Source organism: Bifidobacterium sp. B4111, assembly GCF_026537235.1.
Taxonomy (GTDB): domain Bacteria; phylum Actinomycetota; class Actinomycetes; order Actinomycetales; family Bifidobacteriaceae; genus Bombiscardovia.
The window spans coordinates 76,093-94,533 of record NZ_JAFNMO010000006.1; the positions used below are offsets into that span (position 1 = coordinate 76,093).

At 57.5% G+C, this 18,441-nt stretch carries 16 protein-coding genes; 9 read left to right on the forward strand and 7 right to left on the reverse strand.

Features of this window, described 5'->3' with window-relative positions:
- Positions 1-102 precede the first annotated feature (102 nt).
- Genes J3T93_RS09070 through J3T93_RS09100 form a run of 7 tightly spaced genes read left to right on the forward strand, consistent with a single transcriptional unit; the run spans position 103 to position 7,730 of the window.
- Positions 103-1,905 carry an FTR1 family iron permease gene (locus tag J3T93_RS09070; protein WP_416378851.1) on the forward strand — a complete coding sequence of 601 codons (1,803 nt, stop codon included), beginning with the start codon at positions 103-105 and terminating at the stop codon, positions 1,903-1,905.
- Positions 1,902-2,525, forward strand: a complete 624-nt coding sequence (locus J3T93_RS09075; RefSeq protein WP_045925021.1) for an iron transporter — start codon at positions 1,902-1,904, stop codon at positions 2,523-2,525. The genes J3T93_RS09070 and J3T93_RS09075 overlap by 4 nt, the downstream gene beginning before the upstream one ends.
- Positions 2,526-2,538: 13 nt before the next feature.
- Complete coding sequence (locus tag J3T93_RS09080; protein ID WP_267431410.1) at positions 2,539-3,813, forward strand: DUF2318 domain-containing protein; 1,275 nt, start codon at positions 2,539-2,541, stop codon at positions 3,811-3,813.
- 22 nt (positions 3,814-3,835) lie between these two features.
- Positions 3,836-5,122: an ABC transporter permease gene (locus J3T93_RS09085; RefSeq protein ID WP_267431411.1), complete on the forward strand. Its 1,287-nt coding sequence runs from the start codon at positions 3,836-3,838 to the stop codon at positions 5,120-5,122.
- Positions 5,123-5,138: 16 nt separating this feature from the next.
- The gene (locus J3T93_RS09090) at positions 5,139-6,305 is read left to right on the forward strand and encodes an ABC transporter permease (RefSeq protein WP_267431427.1); all 1,167 of its coding nucleotides are present in this window, start codon (positions 5,139-5,141) and stop codon (positions 6,303-6,305) included.
- 44 nt (positions 6,306-6,349) lie between these two features.
- Positions 6,350-7,177, forward strand: coding sequence for an ABC transporter ATP-binding protein (locus J3T93_RS09095; RefSeq protein ID WP_267431428.1), 828 nt, complete (start codon positions 6,350-6,352; stop codon positions 7,175-7,177).
- Position 7,178: 1 nt separating this feature from the next.
- Positions 7,179-7,730 carry an FMN-binding protein gene (locus J3T93_RS09100; protein WP_267400832.1) on the forward strand — a complete coding sequence of 184 codons (552 nt, stop codon included), beginning with the start codon at positions 7,179-7,181 and terminating at the stop codon, positions 7,728-7,730.
- A gap of 73 nt (positions 7,731-7,803) precedes the next feature.
- Here the strand turns inward: J3T93_RS09100 and J3T93_RS09105 are convergent, their stop codons facing one another.
- Positions 7,804-9,093 carry a class I SAM-dependent methyltransferase gene (locus J3T93_RS09105; RefSeq protein ID WP_267431412.1) on the reverse strand — a complete coding sequence of 430 codons (1,290 nt, stop codon included), beginning with the start codon at positions 9,091-9,093 and terminating at the stop codon, positions 7,804-7,806.
- Positions 9,094-9,284: 191 nt separating this feature from the next.
- Between J3T93_RS09105 and J3T93_RS09110 the strand changes: the two genes are divergently transcribed.
- Entirely contained in the window at positions 9,285-9,695 is a 411-nt protein-coding gene (locus tag J3T93_RS09110) for a DUF4186 domain-containing protein (RefSeq protein WP_267431413.1), read from the forward strand.
- Between the two features lie 17 nt (positions 9,696-9,712).
- Here the strand turns inward: J3T93_RS09110 and J3T93_RS09115 are convergent, their stop codons facing one another.
- The 6 genes from J3T93_RS09115 to J3T93_RS09140 all read right to left on the reverse strand — a co-directional run bounded on the left by J3T93_RS09115 (position 9,713) and on the right by J3T93_RS09140 (position 16,968).
- Complete coding sequence (locus J3T93_RS09115; RefSeq protein ID WP_267431414.1) at positions 9,713-10,711, reverse strand: hypothetical protein; 999 nt, start codon at positions 10,709-10,711, stop codon at positions 9,713-9,715.
- A gap of 436 nt (positions 10,712-11,147) precedes the next feature.
- Positions 11,148-12,137: an ABC transporter permease gene (locus J3T93_RS09120; RefSeq protein ID WP_267400823.1), complete on the reverse strand. Its 990-nt coding sequence runs from the start codon at positions 12,135-12,137 to the stop codon at positions 11,148-11,150.
- A 93-nt stretch (positions 12,138-12,230) separates the two neighbouring features.
- Positions 12,231-13,748 (reverse strand): sugar ABC transporter ATP-binding protein, encoded by a 1,518-nt coding sequence (locus J3T93_RS09125; protein ID WP_267431429.1) that lies wholly within the window; start codon positions 13,746-13,748, stop codon positions 12,231-12,233.
- Positions 13,749-13,750: 2 nt separating this feature from the next.
- On the reverse strand, positions 13,751-14,710 hold the full coding sequence (locus J3T93_RS09130; protein ID WP_267431415.1) for an ABC transporter substrate-binding protein: 960 nt from the start codon (positions 14,708-14,710) through the stop codon (positions 13,751-13,753).
- Positions 14,711-14,735: 25 nt separating this feature from the next.
- Entirely contained in the window at positions 14,736-15,830 is a 1,095-nt protein-coding gene (locus J3T93_RS09135) for a LacI family DNA-binding transcriptional regulator (protein ID WP_267400818.1), read from the reverse strand.
- Between the two features lie 145 nt (positions 15,831-15,975).
- The gene (locus J3T93_RS09140) at positions 15,976-16,968 is read right to left on the reverse strand and encodes a LacI family DNA-binding transcriptional regulator (protein ID WP_267431416.1); all 993 of its coding nucleotides are present in this window, start codon (positions 16,966-16,968) and stop codon (positions 15,976-15,978) included.
- A 180-nt stretch (positions 16,969-17,148) separates the two neighbouring features.
- Between J3T93_RS09140 and J3T93_RS09145 the strand changes: the two genes are divergently transcribed.
- Positions 17,149-18,435, forward strand: coding sequence for an ABC transporter substrate-binding protein (locus J3T93_RS09145; protein ID WP_267431417.1), 1,287 nt, complete (start codon positions 17,149-17,151; stop codon positions 18,433-18,435).
- Positions 18,436-18,441: the final 6 nt, after the last annotated feature.

Consider the following 18,441-nt stretch of genomic DNA (forward strand, 5'->3'; position numbering starts at 1 on the left):
GTTTGCTTTGCAGTAGATTAACCCATGGATCGTGTTGTACGGAAATATACAGCTTTATTGATCCTAGTAACGCAGGTGAAGAAGCTGATACTGGAGGTCAGGATGGCTAAGACTGGACGCATATCGGCGCGCATGCCGTCGGTCCTAGCACTGCTGGCTGTGTGCTTCATCCTGTGTTGCCTGCCAATGCAAGCGGTCCTAGGGGCAACCGTGTCGACGAATTATGCTTCTTGGACCGATGTGGTTAAGGCCATTGATCAGGATCTGAATTCTGGGCGGCGAGCCTATGCTGATGGTGATCATGCAGGGGCTGCTGCCAATTTCATGGCTGCTTACAATTCAGACTATATCGGTTCGAACTTCGTTACAGTTACCGCTTCAACATTGGGGCAGGACCGCCGCAACGACTTGGATGAACGTTTTCAGTCTCTCCAGTCGAAAGCCTATGCGGATGACAATCAAGCCGGTATAGACCAAGATTGCCAAGCTTTGCAAGCCGATCTGGCCGCTGTGGCCACTCAACTGGATGCAACCCAAGGGCTGGCCAATCCCCGTGCCTACGCCAAGGCTCAGCAGGAGCAGATCAAGGCGGATCGTCGACGGCTGGACGCAGCCAAGAAGCATCGGAACAACGGCAAGGGCGACCGGACCTGGACCCAGGTGGCCCACGAGATGACGCCCATTCTGGATCAGGCGCTCGCCCAGGCATCCAAGGGACAGGGCCAGGCGGGATCCGACCTGGTCAACAAGGCCTATTACCAGTATTACGAAAAGCTGGGTTTCGAGAAGAACGTCATGAACGCCATTAGCGGCAACAGGGTCTCCCAGGTTGAATACCAGTTCAAGGAGACCCGGATGGCCATGGTGGCGGGCAAACCGGCCAAGACCCTGGTGAACGACCTGAAGAGCATGCTGGTCGAGGATGCAGCCATTCTGGACGGAGGCGCCGCAGACCAGGTCAATGGGTGGACATCCTTCCTGACCTCCGCCTTCGGCCAGGCCTTTGTGGTCCTGCTGCGAGAGGGTCTGGAGGCCATCCTGGTGGTGGCGGCCATCATCGCCTACCTGGTCAAGTCCGGCTATCGGGACAAGGTCGGGCACATCTACTGGGGCATTGCGGCCGGTCTTGTGGCCAGCGGGCTGGTGGCTCTGCTCTTCACCCTGCTCTTCAACGGGAACGGCCCCCAGCAGGAGATCCTGGAGGGCGTGGTGGCCTTGGTGGCCATGCTCATGCTGCTCTACACCAGTAACTGGATGCTGTCCAAGTCCTCTGTGGAATCCTGGAACCACTACATTCAAAGCCGGACGGTGGCTGCTATCTCGAAGGGCAGCGTTATCTCCCTGGCCCTGCTCTCCTTCCTGGCGGTCTTCAGGGAGGGGGCCGAGACGGTCATGTTCTACCAAGCCATCTTCGCCATGGCTCCTGGCGGCACACGTGAGATTTGGACCGGTTTTGCGGCTGCCGCTGTGGTCCTGGTCATCGTTTTCGTACTCATCCGCTTCACCTCGGTCAAAATTCCCATCCGGCCCTTCTTCATCATCACCAGCCTGCTCATGGCGGTTATGGTGGTCATCTTCGCCGGAGGCGGCGTCCATGCCCTGATCGAGGGCGATCTGGTGCCGGCCACCTACCTGCCCGGCGTGCCCACCAGCGACTGGATCGGGCTGTATCCATACATGCAGACCATCGGCGCCCAGATCCTGGCGGCCCTGGTCGTGGTCGTGCTGGCAATTGTGTCGACCCACCGCCTGCACAAGCAGGGACAGGTGCAGTCGAATCAGGACTCCGGCGGGTCGTCGTCGGCAACCGTCCATCAGACGGAAGTCGAGCAGACCGCCGAAGGGGCTGTGCCCTCCCAGGTCACGGCAACCATGCAAACACCAAAGAGCGAAGGACAATCATGAAGAAGAGACAATTGACCGCCCTGGTCGCGCTGGTGCTCTCGGGCACCCTGGCCCTGGCGGGGTGCGGCTCCGGCGGGTCGGGCACCCGTGAGGCCCCCGCGCCTGAGGCTTCCGGCGCCTCCCAGTCCTCGGCGGGCAAGGGGGCTGGTTTCGAGGAGATTCCCATTCCGCCCGACGATCAGCAGAAGGGTCCACTGAACATCGGCACGGTCTTCTTCCAGCCCATCGACATGGAGCCTGCGTCCATGGGGCTGAAGGCGGCCGATGCCAGCCTGCATTTGGAGGCTGATATCCACGCCCTGCCCAACAACAACCTGGGCTATGCCAAGGGTGAGTTCGTCCCGGATCTGACCGTCAACTACACCATCCAGAACAAGGACGATCCCAATGACAAGCAGTCCGGCACCTTCATGCAGATGAACGCCTCGGACGGCCCGCACTACGGAGCCAACATCAAAATGGAGAAGGCCGGGTCCTACAAGCTGACCTATTCCATCGACTCTCCTGAGAAGAAGGGCTGGATGCTGCACGTCGACCCGGAGACCGGCGTGAAGGGGCACTTCTGGACCGAGCCTATCGTGGTCAGCTGGGACTGGGACTACACGCCCCACCAGTGGTAAGCTGCTATGCACCATGCTTGAGCAATTTGTCACGGTCTTGCCGGGGACACTGGCCCCGGCTCTCCTGGTCATGATTTTCAGCGTGCTTCTAGGAGTGGGCGAGGGCCGCGATCGGCCCCGTTCCTCCTCCTGGCGGCTGATTGGCCTGGGGGTTGGCGTGCTGGGAGCGCTGGTTTTTGCCCTCCTGCGTGCCACCGTGATCATCAACCGGCGAACCATGGTCAACTACCCGACCCTGGTAGCCTGCGTTCTGACTGATCTGGCGGCTATTGCGGTGGTGCTGTTCGCCGATCGGCTGGTTTCAGACTGGCATCGCCGCCCTTGGGCCATGGATCTGGCCAACGCCCTGGCAGCCCTGGCCATAGCCCTGACCACCTTCCGTGCCCTGCCCGACGTCATCCTGCAGCTTACGGCTTTTGTGGAGCCGGGGGAGCCGGTGATGACCTCGGCCATGCTTCTGAGGGCCTTGGGCTTCCTGCTTGGTCTGGCTGCCGCTGTGATAGTGGCTGCCATTCTGAGGACCATGCATACCTCCTGCCCCCGGATAGCCTTCCGTCTGGCCGCCCTGCTCATGGTGGTCCTGCTGCTGGTTCGGCACGGCGTAGCCCTGGTGGCCCTGATGCAGACCACCGGCCTGGTTCTTCTGCACGGGTGGGCCTTCCGGGTCATGGCCCTGGGATACAACGCCGACCTGATCCTGGTTCTTGCCCAGGTTCTGGTCTTCATCATTCCAGTCTTCGCCTGCTTGGTTGCAGGCTGGCGCATGCCGGTGACCGGAGCCTCCACAGCTGACGACCGCAGTCACCGGGCCTTCCGCCGACGGGCCTTGGCATCGGCGGTCTGGAGCCTGGTGGCCATGATCGGCGTCACCCTGGCCCTGACGGTGGGCACAGCCAAGGCCCACCAGGTGCCTGTGCTCTCGCCTCCGGAGAAGTATTCTTTGACCTCCGATACGGCCACCATTCGTTTCTCCCAAGTGGAGGATGGTCACCTGCATCGATTCAGCTACCAGGCCAAGGACGGCACCGAGATGCGCTTCATCATCATCCGCAAGAATGGCGCGGCCTACGGGGTCGGGCTGGATGCCTGCGAGAACTGCGGGGATGCGGGCTATTACGAAAAAGACGGCAAGATCATCTGCAAGAAGTGCGACGTAGCCATCAACCTGGCCACCATCGGGTTCAAGGGCGGCTGCAATCCCGTCCCTCTACCCTATAAGACCGGCCGGGGCGCCATACTGATCAGCACCGCAGACCTGGATGCACTGTCTTCGCACTTCAAGAGCTGATAAAAGGGAAGGAGCGGTTGGCATGTTCTTCATGCGAATGATGCTGCGGTCATTCAGCCGCCAGTTCGGGCGAAGAATGCTCATCGCCGTCACGGTCTGCCTGTCGGCCTGCGTGGCTACGGCCATGCTGGGGGTGGTCTTTGACGTGGGCGACAAGCTCAACGCAGAACTGTCCACCTACGGATCCAACATCACGGTCCAGGCCAAGGCTGATGCCGTGGTCTCCGACCTCTATGGCGACCAGTCAACGCCAACCGCCTTCCTCAAGGAGTCCCAGGTGCCCAGGATCAAGACCATCTTCTGGGCCTACAACATCACCGACTTTGCCCCCCGTCTGGATCTTCGCGGCACCGTGGACCAGGTCGGCGCTCCCCTAGTGGGCACCTGGTTCGGCCGGACCGTCAAGGTCGACAGCGGCGAGAGCAGCACCGCAGGTTTGAAAGGTCTTCGGCCCTGGTGGAAGGTTCAAGGTCGCTGGCCCAAGGACGAGGCTGGGTCCGCCGGCAGGACCGAGGCCATGATGGGCAAAGAGCTGGCCGCACGACTGGGTGGCCGTCAGGTTGGCGACCAGGTCAAGGTGGGTCTGGATGGTAAACAACAGACTGTCGCCATTGTGGGCATCTTCGACTCCGGTGATTCTGATGCCTCCTCCCTCTACCTGCCCACCAGGGCGTTGCAGGAGATGTCCGGTCTGACCGATCAGATCGACCAAGTGGAGGTCAAGGCCCTGACCACGCCCGAGAACGACCTGGCCCGCAAGGCCGCACGAAACCCTGCTGCCCTCTCCCAGGACGAGTGGGAGACCTGGTACTGCACGGCCTACCCCTCATCCATCGCCTACCAGATCGAGGAGGCCATCCCTGGGTCCATGGCCAAGCAGGTCAGACAGGTGGCAGCTCTGCAGGGCGACGTTCTGCAGAAGACTCAGGCAGTCATGATCCTGATGACCGTGCTCAGCCTGCTGGCGGCGGCCATCGCCGTGGCCAATCTGATGGCGTCCTCCATATCCGAGCGGTCATCGGAGTTCGCCCTGCTCAAGGCCTTGGGCGCTACCGATGGGGCCGTGTCCAGACTGGTGCTGGCCGAGACGGCCCTGATCGCCTTGGCCGGAGCTCTGGTCGGCGCTCTGCTGGGCTCAGGGGTGGCTCAGATCGTAGGCAGGGTGGTATTCGGCTCAGGTATCACCATGAGGCCCATGGTCTTCGTGCTGGTCTTCGTGCTGCTGGCCCTGACCGTGCTGCTGGCGTCCATCTCGTCCATCAGATCGATTCTGCGGCTTCGGCCGGCGGAGGTGCTTCATGGCCGCTGATCGCCATAAGAGCCATATGACCAACACCCGCATGTTCCTGACCATGCTTTTCGGGGCCGTTTTCCGCCGTCGGGGCCGGGCCCTGATGGCCGTGGTGGCTTCTCTGGTGGGTGCCGCCACCCTCTTCTGCCTGGCGGCGGTCTGCATCGAGGCGCCTAGACAGATCAACCAGGAGATGCGCTCCTACGGGGCCAACCTGGTCGTCTCGCCCATCCAGGGGGGCAATAGGTCCGGGGTTGGCATTGAACAGGGCATGGTGGACCACACCACCCATATGGTGACCGCCAAGGCTCCGGCAAAGTACGCTACTTATCGATATGAGACGGTGCAGGTCAATGCCGGCGCCCGCGTGATGGCCGGCATCCACCCAGACCAGGTGCGCCAGCTCAACCGTCACTGGAGCGTGGAAGGAGCTTGGCCGAAGCCTGGTTCGGTCATGGTGGGGCGGGATCTGGCAGATTCGCTGGGGCTGACCACTGGCAGGCCAATAACTATTGGTTATCCGGCCGGGCAGTCCACCTTCACAGGCAAAGCCGGGGGGCAGGGTCGTGATTTTCGCGTGGGTGGCATTGTCGATACTGGCGGCCCCGAGGATCGCATTATCTACGCCGACCTGTCCGATCTGGAGCTCCTGACCGGGACCAGGCGGGGTACCGATGTGATCGAATACTCGGTCAACACCATGACCTCAGGTCTGAAAGCCATCGCTGCCAGCATCAACGACATGACTTCCATGGGGGTCAAGGCCCGGCCGGTCGCCAGGATCACAGCAGGCGACAGCCATACCATCGCCATGCTCCAGTCGCTCTTCTGGCTGGTTTCGGTGGTGGTGCTGGTTCTCACCTTTGTGGGCGTGGGGACCACCATGGCTTCCATTGTTTCTCAGCGGCGCAGCGAGATCGGTCTGCGCAAGGCCCTGGGTGCCTCCTCGCGGGGGATAGCCATGGAGTTTCTGGCTGAGTCGGCCTGCTACGGGTTGGCTGGAGGCCTGATCGGCACTGCTTTGGGTTATGGCTTCGCCCGACTGCTCTGCCTGTCCGTCTTCCAGCGGCCGCTGGGCTTCAACTGGTGGCTGGCCTTGGGCACGGTCCTGCTGAGCGTGGCCATATCCATGATTGCATCTATCCGGCCGGTCCTCCGGGCTTCGCGTATCGACCCGGCCCTAGTTCTGAGGGAGGAATGACAATGACGCAGGCAAAGGCGAGCGAGTCCCAGTCAGGCGGCGGCATGCTGCTGGACCTGGACCATGTATCCAAGATCTACGGCGATCTGCATGCCTTGGATGATCTGAACCTGAGCGTCCCGCAAGGTCAGTGGTTGGCCGTAGTGGGGTCTTCCGGCTCAGGCAAGACCACGCTGATGAACATTCTGGGCTGCATGGATACGCCCAGCCGCGGCTCGGTCCGTCTGCAGGGGCGGCCGCTGGAGGATCTGAGCCAGTCCCAGCTGGCCGATGTGCGCAAGAACGTGATCGGCCTGGTCTTCCAGAAGTTCTACCTGGTCCCGCATCTGACTGCCCTGGAGAATGTCATGGTGGCCCAGTATTACCACTCGGTGGTGGATGAGGACCAGGCCCTGAAGGCCTTGGACCGGGTGGGTCTGGCGGATCGAGCCCGCCACCTGCCCAGCCAGCTTTCGGGCGGCGAGCAGCAACGGGTCTGCGTGGCCCGGGCGCTGATCAATGAGCCCAAGCTGATTCTGGCTGACGAGCCCACTGGCAACCTGGACGAGGCCAATGAGCGGATCGTGCTGGACCTCTTTAGGCAATTGCATGACCAAGGAACCTCCCTGATCGTGGTCACGCACGATGCTCTGGTGGCCTCATGCGCCCAGCGGGAGATCATGCTCAACCACGGGGTGCTGGCCGGTGAGCAGTGGAATGATGAGGAGGCCAAGCAGGCCTACCTGGCAGCCGGAGGCCGGCCGGCCTCCAGCGGGGCTCCTGGCGACATCGGTGACCAGGATATTCCTGTGGGTTTCCATGACCCCACTAAAATGGCCAAGACGGGTGGGTCTCTGCCGGGATCGGCCGCTGAGTCAGAAAGAGGACGCTGAGATGGCTACAAGCAAGTCTCGGGGGCTGGTCACGGCCTCGGCAACGTTGGCGACCCTGGTGGCGGTCGGTTCTCTCCTAGGCGGTTGCGGAAGCCAACAGGCCAAGCCCATGGATGACGAGTTCGCCGGATCGGGCGCCGAGTCCAGCTCTGCTCCAGGGTCGGCTGAAGGTTCTGGCGCAGCTGGTGAGGGCAATCCCACGGCCGTCTCCCGTGATGGACTGCCGACTGCTCCGGCAGACACGGGCAACTATCACGACGGCACCTACGCCCTGACGGGCAAGTACGGGCATGACGGGGCTGACAGTATTGATGTGGATCTGGACCTGTCGGGAGGCCAGGTGAGCCGGGTCCGGGTCCAGGGCCATTCGGACTCGCCCATCTCGCGTGGCCACATGGAACGCTTTGCTCGGGCAGTGCCTGGTGTGGTCCAGGGACGCCCGCTCAAGGACCTGAAAGTGGACAAGGTGGCTGGGGCCAGCTGGACCTCGGACGCCTTCAACAAGGCTCTGGATCTGGCTCGGTTGGAGGCTTCGGCGGAAAGGTCGTCCTGAGAGCCAGGCTGTAAGGGTGGCGGAAACAAAAAGGGCGAGGAGTCGAGTCCTCGCCCTTTTCCAGACCTTTATGCTACCGATCCCACCAAGGCCGCAGGGGGTAGGTGTCCGTCCCGGTCTCGGGATCGGGCTTGATGCACTGGAACTGGTGTATCTGAATGTTGTCGAGCTCGAAGTTGAGCCGCGCGCCGGCCATGTACAGGCCCCAGAGCCTCGCCTTGGGCGCGCCCACCATAGGCTTGGCCTGGTCCCAATGCTCCTGGAGGTTCTCAGTCCAGTGCTTGAGGGTCAGCGCATAGTGCTGACGCAGGTTCTCCTGGGTGATGACCTCGAAGCCGGTGTCCTGGATGGCCAGTTCAATCTCGGCTGGGCTGGCCAGCTCGCCGTCGGGGAAGATGTAGCGGTCGATGAATCCGCCCGCCCGCTTGTGGTCGTGGGAGTTGGTACGGGTGATCTGGTGGTTGAGCAGGATGCCGCCTGGACGAAGCTTGTCCATCATCTCCTTGAAGTAGGAGGGGTACTGCTTGTAACCCACATGCTCCATCATGCCGATGGAGCAGATCCCGTCGAATCCGGACTCGGGCACGTCGCGGTAGTCCATCAGCCTGACCTCGGCCAGATCCTGCAGGCCCTCCTGGCGAATCCAGTTCTGGGCCCACTCGACCTGCTCCTCAGCCAGGGTCACGCCGATGACGTGGATGCCGCGGCGGGCGGCCGCGATCTCCATGGAGCCCCAGCCGCAGCCCACGTCCAGCAGACGGTCGCCCTTGTTCAGGTGCATCTTGTCCAGAACCATGTTGAGCTTGTGCCACTGAGCGTCCTCCAGGCTGCCGTCCGCCTTCTCGAAGACGGCGCAGGTGTAGGTCATGGAGGAACCCAGGAAGAGCCGGTAGAAGTCGTTGGACTGGTCGTAGTGGTAGCTGACTGTGGCTGCGTCGCCCCGACGGGTGTGGGGGCGGATGCCCTCGGTCAGTCGCTTGGCCAGGGATGGCCCTTCGATGGCCGGTGGCTCGGGCACGCGCACCCCGTGTGAGAAGACGGCCGCAGCTGCCCGGGCCAGTTCCATCTTGCTGGGGTGCTTGACGAAGTGCTTAAGGCCCATCAGTTCCTTGAGAACCTGGTAGGGGTTGCCTGGAAGCAGCTCGGGAGAATCCAGATCACCCTGCAGGTAGGCGCGGGCCAGACCAAGGTCGTTGGGATTTTCCGTGATGTAGTACATGGCACGGGAATTCTTGACTTCCAGATGCAGCGGCGCTTGCTCTTGCCCGAAGACCGACCCGTCGAAGGCGGTCACCTGCACAGGTGCGTCAGGGGTGAGGAAGAGCCCGATCATTTCGGCTACAGTCATCTTGCTTTTGGCCATGAAGCCCCCTTGTTCGTGACCCGGACATGACGGATCATGGCGGGTCGGATAGTTGATGAATATAGGTACTGTCTTCACCCTACCCCCGACACTGGTCCCCGCTGGTGCCATGTTCGGTGAATTATTCCGCATGGGAAACCTTGCCTGGGTACAGACTCTTTGGTAAGGCTGAACATGGAGGCGAGCAGGGAATGACCAGCAGCGGATCAGCGTCAGTTGGAGCAGATGAGGCCTGGATTCAGGACACGCTTGCCAGATTGGAGCATTCGCGTTTCCGCGCTGGATTCTCTCTATCGGCCAGGGATCGCGCTTACGCCCGCGCCAAGGGCAGGAATACCATCGACCGCCACGCCCATGAGATGCTGGCCAAGCGCGTGGGGCCTGCCCACCCTTTGAAGGATGGCAAGCAGACCCCCTACCGCGGGCATCCGGTCTTCACGGCCCAGCATGCCACGGCCACCTGCTGCCGCGGGTGCATCGAGCGCTGGCATCGCATTCCGCGCGGCCGGGCTCTGACCGATGCAGAGGTTGATGCCCTGGCCAGTCTGGTCATGGCCTGGATCGAGCGGGATTTGGTCAATCATCCGGTCCGTCCGGCCTGACGGACCGGATGATTTAGTCAGGAGGCTTGCTTCTGGACTTGTATGTTTGTCTGAGTCTCCAAATCAGCTCTTTCCCGCCAAGATTGAGCATAGTTACCATAGATGGTGCGGATCCGAGTACCTACGGGCAGGGCTGGAGATTCATTCTCTGTATTGGTTCCCCAGTTAACCCAGCCAGACTGTGGCCGTTGGACGATCTGAAAGCCGCCTGATGGTTGTGATGTCAGCCAGATCATGCATCGCCCGTTGCTGCTGTTGAATTCTGCAGTGCAATCAGCGGCCCCGGGGAAGATGGTTTGGTCTTGCAGGGATGAGACATCAATTGCCTGACTTGGCATGTGCCATGGACGTTCATTTGCATCGGCGGCCACGTGTGCCTGGTCGGTCACCTGAGCCAGATGCTCTCGTATCTGTGCATCGGTGAGAGCGTGCTCCCAGTATGAGAACAGCCGCCAGTACAAATCCCAGTGTGCATTGGTCAAATCCCTGTCCAGAAGATTGCGGAAGTATGCGAATCTTGCTGGTTCTTCCTGGTGGTTTTCCTGGTTCTTGGACTCGTTGATGATGGAAGCCACCTCTTGCTTCAACAGGGCTGCATAGGGATCGCCTTCTCTGTAAGGGGTGCGGTTATAGGAATCAAAGCGGTCAAAGACCAGTCCTCCTTCGCCGCTTTCAAATTCATCCCCGACTGTGATGCGATCCAGAGCACAGCGCCCGTTGACTTCAGTTTCAAAGTGATCCACTTGGTATCGGCGGTCGAAAAAGTCGACATCACGGTAGAAAGTAAATTCAACCGAGAAGGATTTGCCGTGTAGCTCTGGACGGAGACCATCCGGGATGCGTCCGCTGAGCAAATAGCGGTGCATGACCGGTCCGCATTCTTCAACCGTTACGTGTGCCACCACATGTTCAGTCGGGTTGACGAGCCCATTCTCAGGGGTGAAGAATGGCCCATAGAAACCGCCTAGGGCGTTGTTGCCGCTCTTAAGCAGGTCGACTTGCTCCTCCTTGCTCATGAAGTGCCGAATTCCCCACTTGGATGCGCCTTCTCCTGATCCTGTGCCTCTGCATAGTTCGAGATCGAAGTATCCGGTATCCAGCCTGCATACGGCATCACGCTCGTGAACTGAATGTATTGACCTGATACCTCCGGTGGCTTCAGACGATCCGGATGTGGGCCTAGTTGCGCTTTCCGGCTCATATGATGAATCGTCAAAGACTATAATTTGGTCGTCATGCGGTTCTACTATGCCCAGATAGACCGAGTTTTCGGGCGTGCCCTCCCCAGCCAGGCGTTGAAAGGGGACAGCACCTTCTTGCTCGACTTGAGCAGTCAGAATCGGCTGGTTGGTTGAGCTGGGCAGACGTATCCGAATCGGTCTGGGGCCCGAGTGTGCTGGTCCGGAATAGTGAATCTGATAGCGTGCGGATATACTCATGGCTGTTGCCTCCTTATGCGTCTATGCTGGCCGCTCTTCTCCTTAGGAAGGAGAATGAGAAGGAATTCTGTTTCATTCCATCAATCAGGACTGCAATGATGATGACTACGCCTTTGATCAGCTGCTGAGTGAAGAATGGCACATTCATCAGCACGAGACCGGTTGTTAAGACTCCGAAGATGACCGAACCGATGACAGTGCCTGATATGCGTCCTTTGCCTCCAGCGAGTGAGGTGCCGCCGAGTACCGTTGCAGCGATGGCATCCATTTCATAGCCATTGCCAGCCGTCGGCTGTGCCGATACGACCCTGGCGGCGAAAATGCAGCCTGCCAGACCGGCGCATAGCCCGGCGATCAGGTAGACGGACATAAGGACTGACTTGACATTGATGCCTGCCAGCCGGGCGGCTTCTGGATTGCCTCCTACTGCGTAGACATGAGCTCCATACCGTGTTTTGTCCAGGACCACCCACATGACCAGGTATACGACGATCATGATGATGAAGGGGATCGGGATGTGCCAGATATATCCGTTGCCGATAGCTCTAAAAGACAGATTGTTGTCAACAATAGGCAGTCCGCCGGTGATCGTGTATGCCAGTCCTCTCAGGAATGTCATAGTCCCGAGAGTGACGATGAAAGCGGCCAGGTTGCAATAGGCAATCAGCAATCCATTGACGAGTCCCGCTATTGCCCCAACGATGATGCCAAGGGATACGGCAATCAAAGGATTCATGCCTGAGCGGGCTGCCAGTACAGCCACACATCCGCTGACAGCGATTGTCGAGCCCACAGAGAGGTCGATGCCGGCCGTGATGATCACCAGCGTCATGCCTGCCGCCAGAATGGCGTTGATGGATATGGCCCTGGCTACGTTGAACAAATTGCTCAGCGTGCCAAAATTTGGCGCCTTTACCAGCATGAAGAGTATGAGCAGCAAGAGGACGAAGGGCATGCCAACCTTCTCCCAGATTGCCGCAATATTGACGTTTTTGCCTTTCATAATGCTTCTTTCATGTTTCAAGTTACGGTTGCCGGTTTCCCGAACGATGCATACGGACGGTGGATCGGAACCATGTGTTTGCTGTCTTATAAGTCAGTCGAGCAACTGCGGCTTGCTCACCCCGGTGGCATACGACATTACGTTTTCCTCAGACGCTTCTGATGTTGGAATATTGGCCACCACCTCGTTCTGCCGGACCACTAGAATCCGATCACTGACTCCCAATACCTCAGGTAGATCAGAGGAAATCATCAAGATTGCCTTCCCTGCTTTTGCGAGGGAATTGATCAAGCCATATATCTCCTGTTTGGCGCCCACATCTACCCCTCGGGTTGGCTCGTCAAGGATGAGCAAGTCCGATTTCTTGAGTAGCCATCGGGCTAGAACGGCCTTCTGCTGATTGCCACCGGACAAATTGTTGATCTCGGTATGCTCCATGGTCTGGTCGATGTTGACCTCCTGCATGATGTTCCGAACGGATGCCCGCATCTTGCCCTTGCGTAGAAGATGCAGATATTGGAACTGATCCAGTGATGAGATGGCGATATTTTCTTCGACGCTCATGACGGGGAAGATGCTCTGGGTCTTTCGGCTCTCCGGCAGGTAGGCTACTCCATGATTAATTGCCGATTTTGGAGAGTGGAAAAGAACCTTGTTCCCCTGAAGCCGGACGCTGATGGAGGCGCAGCGGTCGGCGCCAATTATGGCACGCGCCATTTCTGTCCTTCCGGCGCCGACCAGCCCGGACATGCCCACAACTTCGCCGGCGTGGACGTTGAATGATACAGGCTGGTCGTCTTCCTTGATTCTGAGATTTTCGACCCTCAGAACCTCGGCGCCTTTCTGTCGGGCATCGTGCTCATAGAGTTTTTCAACCTTTCTGCCGACCATTTTGGATACGACCTGAGATTGGTCGACCTGGGAGAGCTTGTCGGCCAACACAGTCTGGCCATCACGGAGCACGGTAATTCGATCAGCCAGACGCCAGACTTCCTCCATGCGGTGCGAGATGTAGATCAGTCCAGTGCCCTCGTCGCGAAGAGTACTGATCAGGGTGAACAGCTGCTCAGATTCGGCTTTCGATAGGGAAGCAGTGGGCTCGTCCAGAATGAGTATTCGGGCCTTCTGGGCGAGGGCCTTGGCTATTTCGACCATTTGCTGTTCGCCGATGCCTAGTTTGCCCAACTCCGTATTTGGATCGATGTCCGCCTTGATGACCTCAAGCTTGCTTCTGGCTTCATCCTTGAGGCGCTTTTTGTCTATCAGACCGTACCGCGTCTTTGGCTCTTGACCCAAGGCCAGGTTTTCGGCGACAGTCATGGTTGGCACGACATTGAGCTCCTGATGGATGATGGCAATGCCTTGATCCGTTGCCTGCTTGGGGGTTCGGATTTCAACAGGCTCGCCTTCGATGGCAATGGAACCGGAATCGAGGCTGAGGTTGCCTGACAGGATGTTCATCAGTGTCGATTTTCCTGCTCCGTTTTCACCCATTAGAGCCAGAACCTCATGGTCATAAAGGTTTAGGCTGACATTGTCAAGGACTGTTACACCCGAAAAGCTCTTGCAGATGTTCCGCAGCTCTAATAAGGCGGCTTTATTCTCAGACATGCTCACCACCCTTTGTACTTGTTGACGTTATCGCGAGTGATCATTTCGCTGGGAATCAGGATGGTCGTTTTCTTGGGTGTCTTTCCTTTGACCTTGTCTTGGGCGAACTTCACGGCCTGATCAACCATGGCCCTTGGATTCTGGGTTGCTGCACCAATGAAAGGCGAACCTGCCCGCTTGAGCTCGTCCACTCCTTGTGGGCTGGCATCGATGCCTGTGACGATGATCTGGTCCTGCCGCCCGGCTTGTTCCACAGCCAGGGCTGCCCCGAGGGCAGAGGGGTCGTTCATGCCGAAGATGCCCTGCACGTCCTTGTTGGCGGTGAGCATATCAGTGGTCACTGTCAACCCTGTGGCTCTATCGTTCTTTGAGGCCTGCTGGGCTGCCACTTTGATTCCAGGGTATTTCTTGAGCGCTTGCTTGCAGCCTTTGATCCTATCAGTGATGGTTTGAATGGGTGTTCCATCAACGATTAGGATGTTACCTTTGCCTCCCAGCTTCTCTGAGAGGTAAGAGCAGGAAAGTTGCCCAGCCTGTACGCCATCGGTTGTCACGATCGCATCAGCTCCTTTGGCTGGGGTGTCAACAGCCACAACGATTATGCCCGCGTCTCTAGCTCTCTTGATTGCCGGTTGCAGGCCGCTTTCATCGACGGCGGATACGATAATCAGATCCACGTTCTGCTCGATGAAAGCAGAGATTTGGTTATCTTGGGTAGCCAAATCGAGTTGGGCATCCTGAACGTTCAGACGTGCCCCGATTCGTTTTGCCTCCTTTTTTGCTTCCTTGTCCATGGAGGAGAAGAAGGGATTCGACATATCTTGGACCATCAGGCCAATGCTTTTGATTTCTGTGCGTTTTGGTGCAGACTGTCTGTCTTCGTCGCCATTGCTGCAGCCGGTTAGAGCGAGCGATGCGGCCAGAATTGCCACCATCGCAGTGACGATTTTCTTGGATCTCATAATTAATTTACCTTTCGCAAAACGGTCAGGCGGCCCCCGTTGGATACCTGCAACCGCACGATTCTCTGATCTTCAGTGATGCTTCAATCGTTTGATGGATGGGCCCCATCGTCATTTGCGGTTTCCCATCCGGTTTCGAATCGTCGTCACCTCCTTTTCTGTCTTGTTTCTGATCAATCAGTGCAAGAATGTGTTCAGCGGCCTTGGCGCCGATTCCATAGCTGTCTTCCGCAACCAGGGTGATGCGCGGTTTTAGCAGATCGGACCATATGAAGTCGTCGAACGCCACTAGTGCCAAATCATCGGGAACTTCAATTGCCCTTGCCTGCAGGGAAGTCATGATCCCCAGCAGTATTGGGTTGTTGCCGGCGATAATGACATCGGGCTGGAATTTGTCATGATCCAAAAACCCGTCGAGTGCTTTCCGTGTGGAGAACTGATCGTTGCCGCATTCTAGAACACGGATGGCGGCTCCGCATCGCGCAGCTGCTTGGCGGAGCCCTGATTCTCTGATATATCGGCTGTTCCAGACCGATGGGTAGATGACCAACAGCCATCGTTTGAAGTGATGCCCCGCCAGATGGCTCCCCAGTTTGTTCGAGGCATCCTTGTTATCTGTTGTGACATAGGAGAAGTCCTCGTGAGTTGATCCAGGAGTCGAATCGACGAAGACTACAGGCATCTTCCACTCCCGCAGCCGCTGCCGGGACGAATCGCTCAGTCCCAGGGTTGATATTATCCCTCCGGGTCGCGTTTCCAAGACATGCTGGAGCAGCAGGCTCTCGGCGGACTCTGAGTAGTGGCCGTCAATGGCGATGTCTGATATGAGCAGGTTTTCGCCCCGTATTTGGAATATGCTCTCGATTCCGCTAATCAGATCCAGGTAGTAGGGATTTGACATTCCTGCTGTAAGGAGACTGACCGAGTGGTGAAGTCCCTTGCGCAGATCCCTGGCATTGACGTTGGGAATGTAGCCCTTTTCTTTAGCGACTTTCAGTACGGCGGCACGTGTGGTTTTGGAGACCCCGCTTAGGTCGTTGATGGCCCTTGACACGGCATACACGGAAAGGTTCAGCTCGTCCGCAATGTCCTTCAAGGTAACGCCAGTGTGTTTCATCATCGAATCCTAAACGTTTATTATTGACAATACAAGAATATTATCAGGTTAATTTTGTTGGGTCAAGTTATATCTGGAGGCGGTGGGCGATGATGGCATCTTTCTAATGGTGCCGGGCCCTGCAGCCTTTTGCTGTTAACGAAGTGATTTACTGGCTCGGAGGTATCTCGCCTGAACCTCTGGCGATCAATTCAGTAGGAAGCAGGATGTGGCGGGGTTCGGCAGTTAAGCCATCGATGCGTTCGAACGCCATGTTTGCGGCTATTCGGCCGATGTTCTCAGGATTCTGCTTGATGACCGTGATTCCGGGATCAAGCATGTCAAACATATCGGCGTCATCGAAGCTGATGATTGCTATGCTCTTTTCCAATCCTCTTGTTCTTAGGGCGCGAATCACACCTCGAGCGATAAGGTTCTGTCCTGCAAAGATCGCGGTAGGCCGTTTGGCTCGTGCCCGGTCTAACAGTCTGCATGTGACGGTGTATGCTTTGCGTTCATCCATGTCGTCAACGAGGTCAATATTGTCCATCGGCAGATAGCTCTCCTTGATGGCAGCGAGGAAGCCTTTTCTCCGCTGGCTTACGGTATACACGTTTTTCTTGGCCCCTAGGTAGGCCATGCTCCTGTGCCCAATGGATAAAAGCGCCCGGGTTCCACTGATTGCACCGGCATAGTTGTCAGACATGACGGTGTCTGAAGGTAATCCCATAGAGGTGCTGTCGGCAAAGACGACGGCCAGTCCACGACGCATTTCGGGAATCAGGTAGTCCTGCGAGCTAGCGGCTGTGACCAGGATCAGTCCGTCTATCCGCCGGCTCAGCATTTCGTCCACGGTATTGGAGTCCCTGTCTTGATTACCGGTCAACGCCGAGGCCAGAACCAGGCTGGAGTGCTGCACGGCGACGCTGTCAATGGACCAGTGCACCGATGAGGAGAAGGGATTGGGTCTGGCTCCCAGCAGAACCCCGAGGGTTTTGCTGTGGCTTTTGCCACGTTTCAGATCGGCTGCATGCACGTCGGGCCGATAGTGCAGTTCCTTAATGGCCGAAAGGACTCGCTCCTTGGTTGTCGAAGATACATAAGGCTCTTCATTGATCACGCGGGATACCGTCTTTGGCGCGACTTGTGCAAGGGCCGCCACGTCCTTGATCGTGGGGTGGCTGTTCGCATTGCCACTGTTCTGTGTCATATCTAGCATTGTCCCCCGTGAATTGACAACGGTCTGTAATTAGTATAGTTTTACATATGTCAACGTTGTCAGACAACGTTGACATATAGTCACTATGAGGTGGCGTTGGTTACGTCCAATGAAGGAGAGACCATGAAACTATCATTCGCCAAGAGGGCATGCACCTGTGCAGTGGCTGTCCTATCCTTATTTGGTTTTGGGGGGTGCGGTTCTTCGCAACGGTCGGGTACCATCACTTGGCTCAGTGCGAGGTCCGCCAGTGAAGGAAGCATAAAAGCAATCAAGCAGATCGCTGATGAGTACGCGAAGTCGCATCAGGGTTTTAAGCTGGAGTTCCAGAACATCTCTGATCGACCTTCATATAACCAAAAGTTGAAAGTGCTGGCATCCAGTAACCGTTTGCCGGAGTTATGGGATGCCGATCCCGATCCGTACTTCGCCAAGCTTGTCAAGGACGGTCGTGCTGAAGATATTGGAAAACTCTACAAGGACATTGGCGTAACCAATCGCTTTTATCACATATCCACCAAATACCCGACAATGGCTGACGGCAGCCTGCACTTAATGACTTTCAACGCTAATGCGGAATACTTTTGGTACAACAAAGACGCCTTCCGCAAAGCAGGAATTGCAGAGGAACCTAAGACCTTTGACGAGTTGCTGACTGACCTTCAGAAGCTTAAGGACACGGGCGTTATTCCGATCGCTCTTGATGGCAAGGACCAGTGGCCTTTTTATAGGTTCCTGGGGATGATTCCATACAGGGAAACCGGCAATGAGTTCTTGGCCAAGCTCAAGGTCGGAAAGGAATCTATGGCCAGTCCAACTGGTCAAGCTGGAATTGCCTTCCTCCAAAAGATGTCAGCATATTTCCAGCCTGGCTTCACGAATTCGGATGCCACCGCCACCTTGAATCTGTTCAAGAGCAAGCGTGCTGCGATAACGTATGACGGTACTTGGAATCTTCCGTCATACGTTGACGATTCCGGCAATCTGAAATCGGACATCGGTTATTTCCGCCTTCCCATGCTTGGTAAAGGAGACAAGACTGCGCCCACGGACTTCTTTGCCAATTCGGGCATCGGTACTGCCGTCAGCAAGGGCAAGCTAACTCCCCAGCTGAAGGATTTTCTCAAATACCTATTTGACAAATACGGTGATGTGGCTTTGAACGATTATCGGGTCATTCCTTCGGTCAAGCCCAAAGGCAGCGTCAAGACCCCCCGTATATATCAGGACGTCCTGTCTGACATAGCCAAGGTCAACGATTATGCACAAGTTTGGGATGTGCAACTTGATGCAAATACGGTCAGTGTACTTGGACGACAGTGCCAAAGCCTGCTAGTGGACAATACCTCAACGGATGAGTTTGCGGCCAATGTCGACAAAGCCATCGCTCAATACAACAAGGCCAAGTGAAGGCGG